This window comes from Cupriavidus sp. SS-3 (genome assembly GCF_035818815.1).
In the GTDB taxonomy this organism is placed as follows: domain Bacteria; phylum Pseudomonadota; class Gammaproteobacteria; order Burkholderiales; family Burkholderiaceae; genus Cupriavidus; species Cupriavidus taiwanensis_C.
Window position 1 is genome coordinate 15,665 of record NZ_JAYLVT010000010.1, and the last position, 17,285, is coordinate 32,949.

Here is a 17,285-nt window from a genome sequence, read left to right on the forward strand (position 1 = left end):
GGGCGCCGGCTGCGCGCTTACATGCGGCGCGGGGCGGACACCCCGATCACCGCCAGGCCGTTGCGCAGCACCTGGCGCGTGGCGGCCAGCAGCGCCAGGCGGGCACGCTTGACGGCTTCGTCGTCGACCAGCACGCGGTCGGCGTTGTAGAAGGCGTGGAAGTCGCCGGCCAGGTCGCGCAGGTAGAACGCCACCGCGTGCGGCGCCAGTTCCGACGCGGCGGCCGACAGCATGTCCGGGAACTCGGCCAGGCGCTGTCCCAGCGCCAGCGCCTGGGCGCTCGCGTCGGCGCCGGTCACGGCGGCCAGGTCGGCGCCGGCCAGCTCGGCCAGGCGCGCTTCCCAGTCCGCGCCGCCCCACGACTCGAAGATCGAGCAGATGCGGGCATGGGCGTACTGGACGTAGTACACCGGGTTCTCGTCGCTCTGCTTGAGCGCCAGGTCGACATCGAACACGAACTCGGTATCGGCCTTGCGCGACAGCAGGAAGAAGCGCACCGCGTCGCGGCCGCGGGTAAAGTGCGCAGGCCAGTCGGCCACGCCCTGCTCCAGGCAGCCGCGGATGGTCTCGCAGGTGTCATCCTGGCCGTTGGACCATTCGATCAGGTCGCGCACGGTGACGTAGGAGCCGGCGCGCTTGGAGATCTTGACCTCCTCGCCGTTCTTCATCACGGTCACCATCTTGTGCAGCACGTAATCGGGATAGCCCTGCGGGATGCCGATGTCCAGGCCCTGCAGGCCGGCGCGCACGCGTGCGATGGTGCCGTGGTGGTCGCTGCCCTGCACGTTGATGACCTTGGTGAAGCCGCGCTCCCACTTGGTGGTGTGGTAGGCCACGTCCGGCACGAAGTAGGTATAGGTGCCGTCGCTCTTCTTCATCACGCGGTCCTTGTCGTCGCCGTCGTCGGTGGTGCGCAGCCACAGCGCGCCCTCGCTCTCGTAGGTCTTGCCTTTGCCGATCAGCGACTGCACCGCGGCGTCGACGCGCCCGTCGCTGTACAGCGACGACTCCAGGTAATAGCGGTCGAACTTGACGCCGAAGGCCTGCAGGTCGATGTCCTGCTCGTTGCGCAGATAGGTCACGGCAAACTTGCGGATCGAGTCGATGTCGTCGACGTTGCCCGACGCGGTCACCGGCTCGCCGTCGGAGGCGCTGACGGTCTTGCCGGCGAGGAAGTCGGCGGCGATATCGGCGATGTAGTCGCCGTTGTAGGCGGCTTCCGGCCAGCTGGCATCGCCCGGCTTGAGGCCGCGCGCGCGCGCCTGCACCGACAGCGCCAGGGTCTGGATCTGCACGCCGGCGTCGTTGTAGTAGAACTCGCGGTGCACGTGCCAGCCCTGCCACGACAGCAGGTTGGCGAGCGCATCGCCCAGCGCCGCCTGGCGGCCGTGACCGACGTGCAGCGGACCGGTCGGGTTGGCCGAGACGAACTCCACCAGCACCTGGCCATGCACGCCGCGCTCGCGCGCGCCGTAGTGGTCGCCCTGGTTCAGCACCGCGCGCAACACCTCGGCCTTGGCCGCCGGCGTCAGGCGCAGGTTGATGAAGCCGGGGCCGGCGATCTCCATGGTCGCGACCAGGTCCTGCGCGCGCGCGTCGGCCTGCACCGCGGCGACGATGCGCTGCGCCAGCTCGCGCGGATTGCTCTTGAGCGCGCGCGCGACCTGCATCGCGACATTGCAGGCGAGGTCGCCATGGGCGGCCACCTTGGGCCGCTCGAAGGTGACCGCGGGCAAGGTGGCATCGGCCGGGGCGAGCGCGCGCACGGCATCGGTGAACGCGGCGGCAAGATTGGAGGTCTGAACAGGCAGCATGGATGTCGGAAGCCCTGTGGGCTGGTATTCAGGCGCAGGCCCCGCGGGCCGCGCCGGCGCCACGACCACGGCAAGTGACGGCGAATCAACGCCGCGCCGCGTGACAGGCATGGGAATCGGGAACGCGCAATTTTATCAGGTGCTATGCTGACATCATGCGCAAGGACGGCCACGGACCACAATCCGCTCCGGCTGCCCCACCAGACCGTGCCCGAACCGGCGCGGCATCCCGCCCCGGGGACGCCGCCCACCGTTCTCCGTAAAAGGAAAAACCATCATGCTGATCACCTTCAAATCCCACGCCGCGCAGGACCTGATCATGATGAAGGATCTGGCCGTGACGCTCCTGGGCATCATCGGCAAGCATCTCGGGGAACGGGGGGTGATCACCGTCGAAGAACTGCCGCACGCGATCCACAAGCTCGAGGCAGCCGTGGCCGATGCGCGCGCCCATCCTGCCGACACGGCGGTCGAGACCCAACCCGATGCCGGCGAAGACGAAGAAGAACCACTGCACCTGGGGCAGCGCGCCTACCCGTTCCTCGACATGCTGCGTGCCTCGCAGCGCGAAGGGGCCAATGTCCTCTGGGGGGTCTGAGCGATACCTGCCGGCCGGCGGACGCCGAGCGGCGCCGCGCCGGTGCTGCGCTTTCCGCGGATAAAAAAACACCCGGCACCACAACTGGCGACCGGGCTTCCGGACGAGGGTTCCGGAAAGGGGGGAATTCCGGCGGAGCCCGGCTGGCGCGCCAGGCGGGTCTCTCGCGTCAGGTCTTGTCTGCTGAATCCGCGCGGCTATTCCTCATCGGCATGGTGCCGGCCGTTGGCCAGCAACAGACCGATCACCGCGCCGACCGCGGCGGCAATCGCCACCGCCTTCAGCGGGGATTCGGCCACGCGGTGCTGGGCCTGCACCACCGCGCCATCCATGCGTTCGCGGGCGCGCATCATGCCGTCAGCAGTCTGCGCGCGCAGGCGATGCGCCATGTCGCTGGCGCGCTCGCGCAGGCGGTGGCCCGCCTGCAGGCTCTCGGCGGAGCCCTCGCGCGCCAGCACCTGGATGGTGTGCTCGAGCTGCGAGATCAACGACTTGACTTCGCTGGACACCGGCGCCGCCGCCTCGCGCGTATCGCGCGCGGCATGCTTGATATGGCGGATCGCACTGTCGGCACTGTCGGACAGGTGGTTCAGTTCCTTCCGGACTTTAGGGTTCTGCGTCAGCATACGGTCTCCTCAGGTTCGGGTCGACGAGGGCGTGATGCCGGCTTGCGCCGGCGTTATCGTCCCCTGCGAACGAGTCCCATCACCGCGGCGACCAGCGCCACGACCAGGAAGATGAAGAACAGGATCTTGGCGATTTCCACGGCGCCGGCGGCAATCCCGCCGAAGCCGAAAATCGCGGCGATCAGGGCGATGACGAAAAATACGAGTGCATATTGCAGCATGGCTAGGCTCCCGAAGATTTCGGACCAGGCCAGGCGCACTGGCTGGGCCCATGTGAGGCTTGCGCCAACGGGTGCAAGCTCATAGCCTCATCGTAGAAAGCCACGCTTCGTGCCAATACCGACAGGCAGCCGATTCCACTGTCAGCCAAGTCCTACAACGCCTGCCGCGCGCCACGCGGGCTTCGCGCAGCGCTTGCCGTGCACGCAATGAGGCTGCGGCGCTGGCGCAAAGTGCGACTCTAAAACCGGCGCCGGGTTGACCCATGGCGGTCGATGTGATTCCATGGGCCCTCCCTTGGCGCCGCGGCGGGCGAGCGCGCCTTCTCGATAGGAATTGCCCCATGTTCAAGCAGTCATTTCTCCCTCACACGCTGTTGCTCGCGGGCGGCATCCTGCTGACCCTGGCGGTGCTGGTGGCGTCGGAAACCGGCAATATCCGCCTGCGTGAAAGCTATACCGACGTGATCCGCTCGCAGCGCCTGCAGACCGAGCTGGCCGCGCTCAACGGCGAGCTGGTCAATGCCGAGGCCGGCCAGCGCGGCTTCCTGCTGACCGGCAAGGAAAGCTACCTGGAGCCGTACTACAAGGCACTGCCGCGCATCGCCGAGCTGATGGCGCAGATCCGCGCGGGCTACGCCAACGACCCGGAAGGCCTGAAGCAGTTCGGCGACACCTCCAAGCTGGTCAACAGCAAGCTCAACGAGATGGCGCTGACGCTGGTGTACGGCAAGCGCGACCTGGAAGTGGCGCTGGACCTGATCCGCACCGACTACGGCAAGCAGACCATGGATAACGCGCGCCGCGGGCTCGACCAGCTGCAGGCGCGCGAGGCCGGCGCGGTCTCGCACCGGCTCGAGGGCGCCGAGAACGACGTGCAGCTGTCGCGCTACGGCATCGGCCTGCTCACCGCGATCAACATCATCCTGCTGATGGCCGTCGGCATCGGCCACGCCAAGCGGCTGGCCATGGCCGAGGCGGTGCGCACCCAGCTGGAAGAGGAAAGCGTGCGGCTGGACCGCAAGGTGCGCGCGCGTACGCGCCAGCTGTCGGCGCTGGCGGGCCACCTGCAGCGCGTGACCGAAGACGAGAAGACCCGGCTCGCGCGCGAACTGCATGACGAGCTGGGCGCGATCCTGACGGCGATCAAGCTGGACCTGCACTGGGTGCGCCGCAAGGTACAGGCGGACCAGCCGGTGGCGGCCGAGCGCCTGACGCGCGTGATGCTGCACGTGGACCAGGGCATCCAGATCAAGCGCCGCCTGATCGAGGACCTGCGCCCCACTGTGTTGCTCAACCTGGGCCTGCGCGCGGCAGTCACTCAACTGGTCGAGGAAGTGGGCGCGCGCAACAACTGGGAGACCGAGGTCAGCGTGCCCGAAGACCTGCCGGCGCTGCGCGACGAAGCCGCGATCGCGCTGTACCGCATCGTGCAGGAATCGCTGACCAATGCCAGCAAGTACTCCGAGGCCCGGCACGTCGAGGTGTCGCTGGCGTGCCAGGGCGAACTGCTGACGCTGACCGTGCGCGACGACGGCAAGGGCCTGCCGCCGGACTTCGACGCCGGCAGCCAGGCCGGGCACCACGGCTTGCTGGGGATGGAGCAACGCGTCACGGCGCTGGGCGGCAGCATGGAGATCGATTCGTCGCCGGATGCCGGGGTGCGCATCCGCATCGAAGTGCCGTTGACAACCTCCGTGCTGGCGCCCGCAGAAGAACCCGAGAGTCCCGAGCCGGCACGCGCCTGACGGGTCAGCCCTGCGGCGCGGCGTGTTCCTCGATCACGCGGAACACCTGCTCCAGCTCCAGGGACTTGTCGAAGAAGTAGTCGGCGCCCGCCTCGGCGCACTGGCGCCGGTACATTTCGAGCTGGGCATGGTTGGTGTAGACGATGCGCACGGTTTCGGTGCCGGCGCGCTGCATGGCGCGCAGCACGTTGATGCCGTTGCCCTGGCGCAGTTGCAGGTCGACAATGGCGACGTCGTACTTGCCGGCGCCGAGCAGGCGCAGCGCCAGGGCTTCGGTATCGGCCCAGTCGACGTTCTCGATAAACGGGAAATCCTTCAGGTATTCGAGCAGCATGCCACGCAGGACCGCCGAATCTTCAATCAGCAGCACGTTCAGCGCCCGGTAGGAAGTGTTCGAATCCTGCTCCGACATATTTTGTATTGCGGGTCCCTTCCGGGGCGGCCCGCACGGGGCCGCGATTGAACTGCTATTCCACCAGGCCGTTCTTGATCGCGTAGTAGGTCAGGTCGGCGTTGGTCTTCATGCCCATTTTCTCCAGGATGCGCGAGCGGTAGGTGCTGACGGTCTTGACGCTGAGGAACAGCTCGTCGGCGATCACCGATACCGACTGCCCGCGTGAAAGCTTGCAAAAGATCTGGAATTCGCGCTCGGACAGCATCTGGTGCACCGGCTGCTCGGTCGGCTTGTCGAGCCCGCCGATCAGCAGGTCGGCCACGGTGGCGCTGACGTAGCGGCGCCCCTGCGCCACCGTGCGGATTGCCTTGACCAGGTCGTCGGGTGCGCTTTCCTTGGTCAGATAGCCGGAGGCGCCCGCACGGATCAGGTTGATCGCGTACTGGTCTTCCGGGTATGTCGACAGGATCAGCACAGGCAGGTCGGGCTTGCGCTGGCGGATCAGCTTGAGCACGTCGATGCCGTTGCGGTCCGGCATCGAGATGTCCAGCACCAGCACGTCGAACTCGGCATCGCGCAGCTGCGCCATGACTTCGTCGCCACTGCCGGCCTCGCCGGTCACCTGGATATCGGGTTCTTCGGAAATGAACTGACGCAGCCCGGCACGCACAATCTCGTGGTCGTCGGCGATCAGGACGCGGATCATGTGGGGCTCCACGGGTTTAACGGACCGGCACTTTGGCCCGGTGCACGTCGGGTGCAGGCGGAACCGCTTGCGATGTTGTCATTGTAGTGCCGCGCGCGCGCTCAGGCTGTCGGTGTCAGGCTGACAATGCGGCGCGGTGGCACGGCCGGCCGCGGGCGCGCTGCGGCCGCAACAAAAGCAAAGCGGGACGGATAAGATCCGTCCCGCTTTGCTGCGGCGCGTCAGGCCCGTGAACTTCCCTGGAGGAGGCCCGGCGCGGCCTGCACCGGTAGAGGCTGGGGCTAGTACTGCAAGCGACTACCTGGGTGCTTACTGCGCTTTCGCGCCGGCTTCCGCGCCAGCGCTGACGCCCACGTTCGCGTCGGCCTTCGACTTCTTGGTCGACTTGGCGGCGTGCTTGCCATGCTTGGCCTTGCTGCCGGCCTCTGCCTTGGCCGAGCCGGTGGCGTCGGCGGCGGTGCCGGCGCTCTTGTCGACGGCGGCGCCCGCGGTCGACAGGCCCTTGTCAGCAGCCGTGCCCGCTGCCGACAGGCCCTTGTCGGTCGCCGCGCCGGCGGTCGACAGGCCCTTTTCGGCAGCGCCCGCGGCACCCGTGGCGGCGCCGCCAACGGCGTTCAGGCCACCCTGTGCCGCCGCGGCGGGGGCGGGCGTGGTCACCGAGGCACCGACATCGGCCTTGGCGCCGACGGCAGCGCCGGTGCCCTGGGCCATGGCCAGCGAGGAAGCCGCGGCGATCGACAGTGCGGACAGGGAGAGCAGCAGTTTCTTCATGGACAGACTCCTTTCAGGATGCCCCACGGCGAAACATTCGCCGCGGTGATCACGCTGGTGATTGCGTGTATCGAGCCCTCAGTCTAGGGAGCCGGATTGCGGCGGTCTGTGAGCAGTTGAAAGGCACTGTAAGGAGTTGTGAGGCGGCCCGCACGCCACCCTGGCGGCGCCGTGCGGGCCATTCGCTGCGCTTTTCCTGCTGCATCAAAGGGCTGGCGGCGGCCCATCGCCGCCGCCGCTGCCGCCCGGGCGTCGCACCCGGTTACAGGTTGGGCGCGAGCGCGCGCGCCAGCGCGGCGCGGTCCTCATGGCGGCGCGCGACCATGTCGTCGAGCTGGTCCTGGCCGATCTTGCCGATGGTGAAGTAGGTCGACTCGGGATGCGCCAGGTAGAAGCCGCTGACCGAGGCCGCCGGCGTCATCGCCAGCGACTCGGTAATGCCCATGCCGATCTCGGCCGCGTCGAGGAATTCGAACATCGGACCCTTGACGGTATGCTCCGGGCACGCCGGATAGCCCGGCGCGGGACGGATGCCGCGGTACTTCTCGGCGATCAGCTCGTCGTTGCTCAGCGCCTCGGCGGCGTCATAGCCCCACAGGTCCTTGCGCACGCGCTCGTGCAGGCATTCGGCGAAGCCCTCGGCCAGGCGGTCCGCCAGCGCCTTGAGCATGATCGCGCTGTAGTCGTCGTGGTCGGCCTCGAACTGGGCTTCCTTCTTGTCGACGCCCAGGCCCGCGGTCACCGCGAACACGCCGACATAGTCGGCGATGCCGCTGTCCTTCGGTGCAACGAAGTCGGCCAGGCAGCGGTTGGGCCGGCGCACGCCGTCGACCACCGGGCGCTCGCTCTGCTGGCGCAGGTTGTGCCAGGTCAGCGCGACCTTGCTGCGGGTCTCATCGGTGTAGATCTCGATATCGTCGTCGTTGACGGTGTTGGCCGGCAGCAGCGCGATCACGCCGTTGGCGCTCAACCAGCGGCCCTGGATCAGCCGCGACAGCATGGCCTTGCCGTCCGAGAACACCTTGCGCGCCGATTCCCCCACGATCTCGTCGTTGAGGATGTCGGGGAATTTGCCGGCGAGGTCCCAGGTCTGGAAGAACGGGCCCCAGTCGATGTAGTTGGCCAGCTCGGCCAGATCGTAGTTGCGGAACACGCGGCGGCCGATGAACTTTGGCTTCGGCGGCACGTAGCCGCTCCAGTCGATCGGCGTCTTGTTGGCGCGCGCCTGCGCCAGCGTCACCATCGGCGTGGCCTTCTTGTTGGCGTGCTGGGTGCGGATACGCTCGTAGTCGCTCTTCAGCTCGTCCAGGTACCGGGCCGCGCCTTCGTCGGACAGCAGGCTCGACGCCACGCTGACCGAGCGCGAGGCGTCCGGCACGTACACCACCGGGCCTTCGTAGTTGGGTGCGATCTTGACCGCGGTATGCACGCGCGAGGTGGTGGCGCCGCCGATCAGCAGCGGGATCTTCTTCACGCGGAAGTAGTCGTCGCGCTGCATCTCGGACGCGACGTAGGCCATTTCTTCCAGCGACGGCGTGATCAGCCCGGACAGGCCGACGATGTCCGCGCCCTCGACCTTGGCCTTGGCCAGGATCTCGTTGCACGGGACCATCACGCCCATGTTGACCACTTCGAAGTTATTGCACTGGAGCACCACCGAGACGATGTTCTTGCCAATGTCGTGCACGTCGCCCTTGACGGTGGCGATCACGATCTTGCCGCGCGCCCTGACGTCGCCGCCGGCCTCGGCCAGCAGGCGCTTTTCTTCCTCGATGAAGGGCAGCAGGTGCGCCACCGCCTGCTTCATCACGCGCGCGCTCTTGACCACCTGCGGCAGGAACATCTTGCCCGCGCCGAACAGGTCGCCGACGATGTTCATGCCGTCCATCAGCGGGCCTTCGATCACCTCGATCGGCCGGCCGCCGCGCGCGGCTACCTGCTGGCGGACTTCCTCGGTGTCTTCGACGATAAAGGTGGTAATGCCATGCACCAGCGCGTGCGCCAGGCGTTCGCCCACCGGCACCGGCTGCTCGGGCGTGCCGCGCCAGGCCAGGTTTTCTTCCTTCTTGGCGCCGCCGCCCTTGTAGCGGTCGGCGATTTCCAGCAGGCGATCGGTGGAATCCTCGCGGCGGTTCAGCACCACGTCTTCCACGCGCTCGCGCAACTCGGGATCGAGCTGGTCATACACGCCGAGCTGGCCGGCGTTGACGATGCCCATGTCCATGCCCGCACCGATCGCGTGGTACAGGAACACGGTGTGGATCGCCTCGCGCACCACGTCGTTGCCGCGGAACGAGAACGACACGTTGGAGACGCCGCCGCTGACCTTGGCGTACGGCAGGTTCTGCTTGATCCAGCGCGTGGCTTCGATGAAGTCCACCGCGTAGTTGTTGTGCTCCTCGATGCCGGTCGCGACCGCGAAGATGTTCGGGTCGAAGATGATGTCTTCCGGCGGGAAGCCGACTTCATTGACCAGGATGTCGTAGCTGCGCTTGCAGATCTCAGTCTTGCGCTCGAACGTGTCGGCCTGGCCCTTCTCGTCGAAGGCCATCACCACGCTGGCCGCACCGTAGCGGCGAATCAGCTCGGCGTGGTGGCGGAACTGTTCCTCGCCCTCCTTCAGCGAGATCGAGTTGACCACCGGCTTGCCCTGCACGCATTGCAGGCCGGCCTCGATCACCTCCCACTTGGACGAATCCAGCATGATCGGCACGCGCGCGATGTCGGGCTCGGACGCGATCAGGTTCAGGAAGCGAACCATCGCGGCCTTCGAGTCCAGCATGGCCTCGTCCATGTTGATGTCGATGATCTGCGCACCGTTCTCGACCTGCTGGCGCGCCACCGCCAGCGCCTCGTCGAACTGGCCGTTCAGGATCATGCGCGCGAAGGCCTTGGAGCCGGTCACGTTGGTGCGCTCGCCGACGTTGACGAACAGCGTGTCGTCGTCGATGGTGAAGGGCTCCAGGCCGGACAGGCGCATCGGGCGCGGGGGCAGTTTGTTCTCGCTCATGTTGTCGGGCTCTCGGGCTCAGGCGGCGTCGCGATACTGGCCGGGCCAGCTGCGGGGTTTCTTGTCGGCCACGCGCTGGGCGATGGCGGCGATATGCTCGGGCGTGGTGCCGCAGCAGCCGCCCACCAGGTTCACCAGCCCGGAGGCAGCGAACTCTTCCACCAGCGACGACGTGACCTCGGGGGTTTCATCGAAGCCCGTGTCGCTCATCGGGTTCGGCAAACCCGCGTTGGGGTAGCACGACACCGCGGCGTCGCAGATCTTGGCCAGCTCGGCGATGTAGGGGCGCATCAGCGTCGCGCCCAGCGCGCAGTTCAGGCCGAAGGTCACCGGCCGCGCATGGCGCAGGCTGTTCCAGAACGCCTCGACGGTCTGCCCAGACAGGATCCGGCCCGAGGCATCGGTCACGGTGCCGGAGATCATCACCGGCACGCGCTCGCCGGTGTCCTCGAACAGCTGGTCGATGGCGAACAGCGCGGCCTTGGCGTTGAGCGTGTCGAAGATGGTCTCGACCAGGAACACGTCGGCGCCCCCTTCGAGCAGTGCCTTGCCTTGTTCGTAGTACGACTCGCGCAATTCCTCGAAGGTGACGTTGCGCGCGCCGGGGTCGTTCACGTCCGGCGAGATGCTGGCGGTCTTGGGCGTGGGGCCGAAGGCGCCGGCGACGAAGCGCGGCTTGTCGGGCGTGCTGTACTTGTCGCAGGCAGCGCGCGCCAGGCGCGCGGCCTCGACATTCATCTCGTAGGCCAGCTCGGCCATCTTGTAGTCTTCCTGCGCCACCCGCGTGGCGCCGAAGGTATTGGTCTCGATCAGGTCGGCGCCGGCGGCCAGGTACTGCTCGTGGATCTCGCTGATGACCTGCGGGCGCGTCAGCAGCAGCAGTTCGTTGTTGCCCTTGACGTCGACCTTGTGTTCGGCGAAGCGCTCGCCGCGGTAGTCGGCCTCGCTCAGCTTGTAGCGCTGGATCATGGTGCCCATGGCGCCATCCAGGATCAGGATGCGTTCTTGCAGCAGCCGGGGCAGCTCGGCAGCCCGGGTGTAGGGGCGCGGTGCGGCCGCGCGGGATTCAGGGGCACTCATGGCGGGGAACTCTGGAAAGGCGGGGCCGGCGGAGCTTCGACGGTAGGCCGCGGTGGCCGATGGCGGCCAAGGAGGTGCGATTTTATCAGGTGTATCAAGGCCTTGCGGGTGCCGTCGGTTGCCTGCCGGACGCTCCGGCGCCTACACTGAGAGGCGTAAACATCACCGTCCGGCGGCCTGCGCCGCGCCGCTTCACTGCCTCTCCCGACCATGCAACACCTGTCCCCGACCGACGCCCACGCCTTGCTGGCGCAATCGCCCGAGACGCTCTTCATCGACTGCCGCAGCGAGATGGAATACCTGTTCGTCGGCCATCCCAAGGGCGCGCACAACGTGCCCTGGAACGACGGCCCGGACTGGGAGGTCAACCCGCATTTCGTGCAAATGGTGAAGAAGCTCGCCGGGCAGGCCTCGGCGCGGCCGGTGCTGCTGATCTGCCGCAGCGGCAATCGCTCGTCCGCCGCGGCCCGCGCGCTCGAGGGCGCGGGTTTTTCCAACGTCCGCTTTGTGCTGCACGGCTTCGAGGGCGACCTCGACGCGGAGCGCCACCGCAATACGCTCAACGGCTGGCGCCACGACGGGCTGCCCTGGGAGCAGTACTGAGCCATCGCGGCCGCAAGAAAGCAAAAGCCCGCCGAAGCGGGCTTGGTCCTCGTCGCGAAACCGGGCGGGCGGCGGCTCGGGGCGCCGGCCCGGCGTGGCCGCTCAGTGCATCACCAGCGGGTGCGTCATCACGTTGTCGAACTTGCCGAGGAAGTCATCGACCTCCTCCACCGACGGCTCGCTTTCGATCAGCCGCTTGACGTCGGCGCGGAAGCTTTCGGCGAGCTGGCCGCCAAGGAAAATCTCGCGCTTCAGGTTCTTGTCGACGATTTCGTAGCCGCCGAATTCGAGCGGCGCTTGCTCGACATCCGCACCGAACTCGACGATGCAGTAGTTGTCGCTGTTGTAGATCATTTGCATGGCACACCTCCTGGGCGTCATGGATGGGCGGCTCGCCCTTGTGGTTCTTGCCTCAGTTGTTGCCATGAGGGGGGCGCCGCGGCTTTACCTCCAAACTTGGGGTGACCGGCGGGAAATCAAGTTATTGAGTGCCTGTCACCACGTTGCCACGATTTTCTGCCTTACATGAATTGGGCATCGGCCAATGCAACAAGTTTCTTGAGCCTGGAACATCAGTGTGTTGCTTGTCACGGAACGTCGCACTGGCCCCCGCATGCGGCGCTCCCCAGGAAGGCGTCCAGCGCGGCGTGGAAGCGTTCCGGCTGCTCCACGTGCACCAGGTGCGCCGCTTGCGGCACCACTTCGAGCCGTGACCCGGGGATCGCCGCGGCAATGCTTTGTGCCATCGCCACGGTGGCGCCCTGGTCCTGCTCGCCCGCTACTACCAGCGTAGGACAATGAATGCGGGAAAGCGCGCCCGCCAGGTCGAAAGCCATGATGGCCTCGGCCACACCCACGTATCCACGTATCGGGGTCGCCACCAGCGCGTTGCGAATACGCAACACTTCATCCGGATGGGACGCATGGAACGCCGGCGTCAGCCAGCGGCTGAGGGTGGCGTCGGCCAGGCTCGCCATGCCGTGGGCCTCGGCCTGGCCGATGCGGTTGTGCCACATCGGGTGGGCTTCCATGGGCGTCTGGCTGTTGGTTGCCACCAGGATCAGCGACAGCAGCCGCTCCGGATGGCGCAGCCCCATGCTCTGCCCGATCATCCCGCCGACCGAGATGCCGCAGAAGTGCGCCTGCGGAATCTGCAGCGCGTCCATCACCGCGACCACGTCGTCGGCCAGGCGCGTCATGGTGTAGGGGCCGAGCGGGGCATCGCTGGCGCCATGGCCGCGCAGGTCCGGGCGCACCACGCGGTAGCGGCCGGCCAGGTGCCTGGCGGTGAGGTCCCACAGGGTATGGTCGGCCGCCAGGGCATGGGTCAGGATCACCCAGGGCCCGTCGGCGCCGTCGAGGCGCACGTGCAGGTCGGCGCCGTCGGCATGGATGCGGCGGGTTTCGGTGGGCGGCGTGGCAACGGTCATGGCTGGGTCTCCTTTCGGTCAAGCCTGCGTGGATCTGCGCGAACCGGCGGCGCTACGGTCCTTCCTTGCCGCGGTACACCAGGTCGATCTGGGTGCCGTCGGGCTCGGTCTGGCGCAACCGCACCGGCATCCAGCCCAGCGACTGCGCCAGCCAGACCTCGACGCGGCGCCGGTCGTTGGCGCGGCGCGGCAGCCGCACAAAGTGCTTGGCGCGCACCACGCCCTGGCCGGTGTCGACCTCGACCTCTCCAACATACTGCACTTGCATCGGTTCCACATCCCGGGTGTCGGCCACCTGGAACGCTTCGGTCACACCGGGCGTGGCGTAGCGCTGGGGATTGCCGCGCACCAGCCCCACCAGTTGCAGGAAGACGCTGAAGCGGTCCTGGGCGCCGGGCGGAAACGGCGCCTGCGCGCCCGAGGCAAAGGCCACGGTGCCGGCCGCGGTGTCGATGCGCGAGGCCTCGACCTTGTTGCGGCGGCGCTCTTCGTAGCGTTCCGGCAACAGCCCCTGCTCGGCCAGCGCGCCGCTGCTCTGGAAGGCAAAGCGGAACCACAGCACCCGGGTCTCGACCGCCAGGCGGTAGCGGCCGCCGTCCTGCTCCCAGCGGATCAGGCCGTCCGGGTTCTGCACGCCGTTGACGAAGCTGGCGTAATGCATGGTCGCCGACGGGGGCGCGCTGTAGCGCACGCCGTTGACGCCGCCCTGCGGGCCGCCGGACGGGGCCGGCGCGGCGAGGGCTGCGGGCGCGGCCGCGCTGCCTTCGCCGCCGCTGCCGGTGGCCATCTCGGTAGCGCCCTGCGGGCTGGTGGCAAGCGGTGGCGCCGGCTCGGGGGCGGGTGCGGGAACTTCCGGCTCAGGCTGCGGTGCCGCGGGCTTGGGCTGCGGGCGCGGCGCGCGCGCGATCGGCCTTGGCTTGGGGGGGGCCGGCGGCGCCGGCGGCGGCAGCAGCACGGCTTCCAGCGTGGGGGTATCGCTGACATCGACCGGGATCAGCGGCCCGGGCATGCGCACCAGGCCCACCACCGCCAGCAGGTGGACCAGCAGCACCAGCGCAATCACAAAAATCCAGCGGCGCCGGCGCCAGACGCGGGAATCCGCGCCGCGCCGGGCGTCAGGTTCAGGCGGAGCCGGTTTGTCCGGCCGGCGTGGCGGCACCAAGGTAGCCGAGTTCCGATGAGAGCTGTTGGGCGATGGCGCGTACACGGCGATCCATCGTACCGCCCCATTCTGCATCGAATATGCTCTGCGCGCCCAGCACGATCAGCCCCATGGCGAGATGGCCGTTGGCGTCGAACACCGGCATCGAGAACGCATTGATGCCCGGCAGCACGCCGCCGAGCGTGCGCGCGGCGCCGTGCGCGCGCACCTCGGCGCAGATCGCGTCGTAGTCGGCCAGCGTGCGCGGCATGTCGGGCACGCCGTCATGGCCGCGCGCGCCCAGTTCGCGCTCGATCAGCGGCAGGGTCTGCTTGCGCGGCAGGTAGGCGCCGTAGAGCCGGCCGGTGGCGGAGTTGAGCATCGGCATCACGTCGCCCAGGCGCAGGCTGACCGTGACCGGGTGGCTGGATTCCTCCCAGTGCACCACCGTGGGACCGTGGTTGCCCCACACCGCGATGCCGGCGGTCAGGTCCAGCTCGTCGCGCAGCTGCGACAGGATCGGCCGCGCCTTCTTGACCGGGTCGAGACGGTTCAGCCCGGCCAGCCCCAGCTGCAGCGCGAACGGCCCCAGGTCATAGCGCCCGCTGACGGGGTCCTGCGCCACCGCGCCCAGCCGCATGAAGCTGACCAGATAGCGATGGGCCTTGGCCGGGTTCATGTCGGCGGCGGCGGCCAGGTCGCGCAGCATCATCGCGCGCGGCGATGCCGCAAGCGCCTGCAGCAGCCTGAAGCCCACCTCGATGGACTGGATGCCGGAACGCAGCTTGGCGTCTTCTTCTTCGATCTCTGACATGCGGGTGGCAGGGCGTGTGCTTGCTGGCTGGGGGAGGGAAAAATCCTAGGTAAATTTACTATAGCGAAATCGATTTACCAATTTTTAAGCGCTCGGTAGACTTTCTTCGCCACAGACCTGTCCGGCGCGGCGCACGTGCCGCCCGCCGAGCCGGGCCCCGTTTTACCATGGAGACCACCGATGCGCCCCCCTGGCTACTTCCGCCCCGTCCTTGCCGCCCTCGGCGCCGTTCCCCTGCTGGCCCTGCTGTGCACCGCCAGCGCACCCGCGCACGCCGACAGCTGGCCGTCGCAGCCGATCCGCTGGGTGGTGCCCTACCCCGCCGGCGGCGGCACCGATGTGGTCGCGCGCACCGTGGCCCAGGCGATCTCGCCGGCGCTGGGCAAGCAGGTGGTGATCGACAACCGGCCCGGCGCCGCCACCATCGTCGGCGCCGATGCGGTGGCGCATGCCAGGCCCGACGGCTACACGGTGCTGACCGCCGATACCGCCACGCTGGCCGCCAATCCGTCGCTGTACAAGAAGCTGCCGTACAACGCCGACAAGGACTTCGTCCATATCGGCCAACTGGCGCGCTTCCCGCTGGTGCTGGTAGCCAACCCGAACTTCCCGGCGCGCACGCTCAAGGAAGCGATCGACTATGCGCAGAAGCACCCGGGCAAGGTCAACTTTGCCTCGCCGGGCGCCGGCAGCCCGCACCATCTGGCGATGGAGCTGTTCATGGACCAGACCCGGGTCAAGATGACGCACGTGCCCTACAAGGGCGCCGCGCCCGCGGTGCAGGACCTGCTCGCGGGCCAGGTCGACCTGATGTTCCTGGACCTGGCCTCGGGCCAGCAGAACGTTCAGGCCGGCAAGCTGCGCGCGCTGGGCGTGGCCACGCCCAAGCGCCTCACCGTGCTGCCGAGTGTGCCGACCGTCGCCGAAGGCGGCGTGGCCGGCTTCGAGGCCTACGCCTGGCAAGGCATGGTGGCGCCGGCCGGCACGCCCAAGGCCGTGGTCGCGCGGCTGAACGCCGAGCTGGTCAAGGCGCTGAAGACGCCCGAGGTGCAGAAGAAGCTGGAAGGCGTTGGCGTCGAAGCGGTCTCGAGCACGCCCGAGGAATTCGCCAGCTACGCACGCGCCGAGGCCGAGCGCTGGGGCAAGCTGATCAAGGCCAAGGGCATCACGGTCGACTGAGCGGCGCGCGCGCCGCGTTAGACTAGCGCCCATCGCGCCTGCCCGGCAGGTGCCCCCGATCCCTACCGCATCCCATGAAACTCGCAACCCTGAAGGACGGTTCGCGCGACGGCCAGCTGGTGGTCGTGTCGCGCGACCTGAAGACCGCGCACTACGCCACCGACATCGCCGGCAAGCTGCAGACCGTGCTCGACGACTGGCAGTTCTACGCACCGCAGCTGCAGGACCTGTACGACGCGCTCAACGGCGGCCGCGCACGGCATCCGTTCCCGTTCGCGCCGAAGGACTGCATGGCGCCGCTGCCGCGCGCCTACCAGTGGGCCGACGGCTCGGCCTACGTCAACCACGTCGAGCTGGTGCGCAAGGCGCGCGGCGCCGAGATGCCGCCCGAGTTCTGGACCGACCCGCTGATGTACCAGGGCGGCTCCGACGATTTCCTGGGCCCGCATGACGACATCGTCTGCGCCAGCGAGGCCTTCGGCATCGACTTCGAGGCCGAGGTGGCGGTGATCACCAGCGACGTGAAGATGGGCGCCACCCCGGAGCAGGCCGGCGAGGCCATCCGGCTGGTGATGCTGGCCAACGACGTCTCGCTGCGCAACCTGATCCCGGCCGAACTGGGCAAGGGCTTCGGCTTCTTCCAGAGCAAGCCGGCGACGGCGTTCTCGCCGGTGGCGGTGACCCCCGACGAACTGGGCGAGGCCTGGCGCGAGCGCAAGGTGCACCTGCCGATGACGGTGCACTGGAACAGCAAGAAGGTGGGCCAGCCCGACTGCGGCACCGACATGGTGTTCGACTTCGGCCAGCTGATCGCGCATATCTGCAAGACCCGCAACGTGCGCGCCGGCAGCATCGTCGGCTCGGGCACGATCTCCAATGTCGACCGCAAGAAGGGGTACTGCTGCATCGCCGAGAAGCGCATGCTCGAGACCATCGACGAAGGCAAGCCGGTGACCGAATTCATGAAGTTCGGCGACGCGGTCAAGATCGAGATGTTCGACGCGCAGGGTCATTCGGTGTTCGGCGCGATCGACCAGCTGGTGGCCGCGGCCTGAGGACCGGCCGAGGGCGCAACCGCGCGCCGGATTTGCATATAATTAACCGACCGATCAGTTGGTAAATTAACCTGCTTCCGGCGCCCGCACTGGCGTCC

At 67.9% G+C, this 17,285-nt stretch carries 17 protein-coding genes; 5 read left to right on the forward strand and 12 right to left on the reverse strand.

From position 1 onward, the window contains the following. Positions 1 to 17 precede the first annotated feature (17 nt). Positions 18 to 1,814, reverse strand: coding sequence for an arginine--tRNA ligase (argS, locus tag U9J39_RS16555; RefSeq protein ID WP_115707764.1), 1,797 nt, complete (start codon positions 1,812 to 1,814; stop codon positions 18 to 20). A 277-nt stretch (positions 1,815 to 2,091) separates the two neighbouring features. Between argS and U9J39_RS16560 the strand changes: the two genes are divergently transcribed. Beyond that, positions 2,092 to 2,412, forward strand: a complete 321-nt coding sequence (locus tag U9J39_RS16560) for a DUF1840 domain-containing protein (RefSeq protein WP_115679116.1) — start codon at positions 2,092 to 2,094, stop codon at positions 2,410 to 2,412. Positions 2,413 to 2,609: 197 nt separating this feature from the next. Here the strand turns inward: U9J39_RS16560 and U9J39_RS16565 are convergent, their stop codons facing one another. Together U9J39_RS16565 and U9J39_RS16570 are read right to left on the reverse strand one after the other, a co-directional pair. Next, positions 2,610 to 3,038: a DUF883 family protein gene (locus tag U9J39_RS16565; RefSeq protein WP_092315167.1), complete on the reverse strand. Its 429-nt coding sequence runs from the start codon at positions 3,036 to 3,038 to the stop codon at positions 2,610 to 2,612. Between the two features lie 53 nt (positions 3,039 to 3,091). Continuing rightward, complete coding sequence (locus U9J39_RS16570) at positions 3,092 to 3,259, reverse strand: DUF1328 domain-containing protein (protein WP_010812883.1); 168 nt, start codon at positions 3,257 to 3,259, stop codon at positions 3,092 to 3,094. 341 nt (positions 3,260 to 3,600) lie between these two features. Here U9J39_RS16570 and U9J39_RS16575 point away from each other — a divergent pair, with 341 nt between their 5' ends. Next, positions 3,601 to 5,004, forward strand: a complete 1,404-nt coding sequence (locus U9J39_RS16575) for a sensor histidine kinase (RefSeq protein WP_115707762.1) — start codon at positions 3,601 to 3,603, stop codon at positions 5,002 to 5,004. Positions 5,005 to 5,008: 4 nt separating this feature from the next. Here the strand turns inward: U9J39_RS16575 and U9J39_RS16580 are convergent, their stop codons facing one another. The 5 genes from U9J39_RS16580 to U9J39_RS16600 form a co-directional block, all read right to left on the reverse strand. After that, a complete protein-coding gene (locus tag U9J39_RS16580; protein ID WP_115707760.1) occupies positions 5,009 to 5,416 on the reverse strand; it encodes a response regulator in 408 nt (135 codons plus the stop codon). A 55-nt stretch (positions 5,417 to 5,471) separates the two neighbouring features. Next, positions 5,472 to 6,104 carry a response regulator gene (locus tag U9J39_RS16585; RefSeq protein WP_018006648.1) on the reverse strand — a complete coding sequence of 211 codons (633 nt, stop codon included), beginning with the start codon at positions 6,102 to 6,104 and terminating at the stop codon, positions 5,472 to 5,474. A 309-nt stretch (positions 6,105 to 6,413) separates the two neighbouring features. Then, positions 6,414 to 6,875 (reverse strand): hypothetical protein, encoded by a 462-nt coding sequence (locus tag U9J39_RS16590; RefSeq protein WP_115679114.1) that lies wholly within the window; start codon positions 6,873 to 6,875, stop codon positions 6,414 to 6,416. 262 nt (positions 6,876 to 7,137) lie between these two features. After that, positions 7,138 to 9,885: a methionine synthase gene (gene metH / locus U9J39_RS16595; protein WP_326347555.1), complete on the reverse strand. Its 2,748-nt coding sequence runs from the start codon at positions 9,883 to 9,885 to the stop codon at positions 7,138 to 7,140. Positions 9,886 to 9,903: 18 nt separating this feature from the next. Then, entirely contained in the window at positions 9,904 to 10,965 is a 1,062-nt protein-coding gene (locus U9J39_RS16600) for a homocysteine S-methyltransferase family protein (protein ID WP_115679112.1), read from the reverse strand. 210 nt (positions 10,966 to 11,175) lie between these two features. On the opposite strand from U9J39_RS16600, the gene U9J39_RS16605 reads away from it, so the two are divergent. Beyond that, a complete protein-coding gene (locus U9J39_RS16605) occupies positions 11,176 to 11,568 on the forward strand; it encodes a rhodanese-like domain-containing protein (RefSeq protein ID WP_018006652.1) in 393 nt (130 codons plus the stop codon). A gap of 102 nt (positions 11,569 to 11,670) precedes the next feature. On the opposite strand, the gene U9J39_RS16610 is transcribed toward U9J39_RS16605, so the two are convergent. The 4 genes from U9J39_RS16610 to U9J39_RS16625 form a co-directional block, all read right to left on the reverse strand. Continuing rightward, on the reverse strand, positions 11,671 to 11,928 hold the full coding sequence (locus U9J39_RS16610) for a BTH_I0359 family protein (protein WP_012351433.1): 258 nt from the start codon (positions 11,926 to 11,928) through the stop codon (positions 11,671 to 11,673). A 227-nt stretch (positions 11,929 to 12,155) separates the two neighbouring features. Next, positions 12,156 to 12,998, reverse strand: coding sequence for a 3-oxoadipate enol-lactonase (pcaD, locus tag U9J39_RS16615; RefSeq protein WP_115707756.1), 843 nt, complete (start codon positions 12,996 to 12,998; stop codon positions 12,156 to 12,158). 52 nt (positions 12,999 to 13,050) lie between these two features. Beyond that, positions 13,051 to 14,061, reverse strand: a complete 1,011-nt coding sequence (locus tag U9J39_RS16620) for a DUF3108 domain-containing protein (RefSeq protein ID WP_240987641.1) — start codon at positions 14,059 to 14,061, stop codon at positions 13,051 to 13,053. Positions 14,062 to 14,119: 58 nt separating this feature from the next. Then, positions 14,120 to 14,953: an IclR family transcriptional regulator gene (locus tag U9J39_RS16625; protein ID WP_326347556.1), complete on the reverse strand. Its 834-nt coding sequence runs from the start codon at positions 14,951 to 14,953 to the stop codon at positions 14,120 to 14,122. Positions 14,954 to 15,133: 180 nt separating this feature from the next. Here U9J39_RS16625 and U9J39_RS16630 point away from each other — a divergent pair, with 180 nt between their 5' ends. Together U9J39_RS16630 and U9J39_RS16635 are read left to right on the forward strand one after the other, a co-directional pair. Continuing rightward, positions 15,134 to 16,132: a Bug family tripartite tricarboxylate transporter substrate binding protein gene (locus tag U9J39_RS16630; RefSeq protein ID WP_326347557.1), complete on the forward strand. Its 999-nt coding sequence runs from the start codon at positions 15,134 to 15,136 to the stop codon at positions 16,130 to 16,132. A gap of 74 nt (positions 16,133 to 16,206) precedes the next feature. Further along, entirely contained in the window at positions 16,207 to 17,187 is a 981-nt protein-coding gene (locus U9J39_RS16635) for a fumarylacetoacetate hydrolase family protein (RefSeq protein ID WP_326347558.1), read from the forward strand. Positions 17,188 to 17,285 lie beyond the last annotated feature (98 nt).

What these genes read in the sequence shown, in the direction of transcription:
- U9J39_RS16635 (WP_326347558.1), top strand. Translation starts at nt 16,207, where the DNA reads ATGAAACTCGCAACCCTGAAGGACGGTTCGCGCGACGGCCAGCTGGTG.
- U9J39_RS16570 (WP_010812883.1), bottom strand. Translation starts at nt 3,259, where the DNA reads ATGCTGCAATATGCACTCGTATTTTTCGTCATCGCCCTGATCGCCGCG.
- U9J39_RS16610 (WP_012351433.1), bottom strand. Translation starts at nt 11,928, where the DNA reads ATGCAAATGATCTACAACAGCGACAACTACTGCATCGTCGAGTTCGGT.
- U9J39_RS16600 (WP_115679112.1), bottom strand. Translation starts at nt 10,965, where the DNA reads ATGAGTGCCCCTGAATCCCGCGCGGCCGCACCGCGCCCCTACACCCGG.
- U9J39_RS16585 (WP_018006648.1), bottom strand. Translation starts at nt 6,104, where the DNA reads ATGATCCGCGTCCTGATCGCCGACGACCACGAGATTGTGCGTGCCGGG.
- U9J39_RS16565 (WP_092315167.1), bottom strand. Translation starts at nt 3,038, where the DNA reads ATGCTGACGCAGAACCCTAAAGTCCGGAAGGAACTGAACCACCTGTCC.
- metH (WP_326347555.1), bottom strand. Translation starts at nt 9,885, where the DNA reads ATGAGCGAGAACAAACTGCCCCCGCGCCCGATGCGCCTGTCCGGCCTG.
- U9J39_RS16630 (WP_326347557.1), top strand. Translation starts at nt 15,134, where the DNA reads ATGCGCCCCCCTGGCTACTTCCGCCCCGTCCTTGCCGCCCTCGGCGCC.
- pcaD (WP_115707756.1), bottom strand. Translation starts at nt 12,998, where the DNA reads ATGACCGTTGCCACGCCGCCCACCGAAACCCGCCGCATCCATGCCGAC.
- argS (WP_115707764.1), bottom strand. Translation starts at nt 1,814, where the DNA reads ATGCTGCCTGTTCAGACCTCCAATCTTGCCGCCGCGTTCACCGATGCC.
- U9J39_RS16605 (WP_018006652.1), top strand. Translation starts at nt 11,176, where the DNA reads ATGCAACACCTGTCCCCGACCGACGCCCACGCCTTGCTGGCGCAATCG.
- U9J39_RS16580 (WP_115707760.1), bottom strand. Translation starts at nt 5,416, where the DNA reads ATGTCGGAGCAGGATTCGAACACTTCCTACCGGGCGCTGAACGTGCTG.
- U9J39_RS16625 (WP_326347556.1), bottom strand. Translation starts at nt 14,953, where the DNA reads ATGTCAGAGATCGAAGAAGAAGACGCCAAGCTGCGTTCCGGCATCCAG.
- U9J39_RS16575 (WP_115707762.1), top strand. Translation starts at nt 3,601, where the DNA reads ATGTTCAAGCAGTCATTTCTCCCTCACACGCTGTTGCTCGCGGGCGGC.
- U9J39_RS16590 (WP_115679114.1), bottom strand. Translation starts at nt 6,875, where the DNA reads ATGAAGAAACTGCTGCTCTCCCTGTCCGCACTGTCGATCGCCGCGGCT.
- U9J39_RS16560 (WP_115679116.1), top strand. Translation starts at nt 2,092, where the DNA reads ATGCTGATCACCTTCAAATCCCACGCCGCGCAGGACCTGATCATGATG.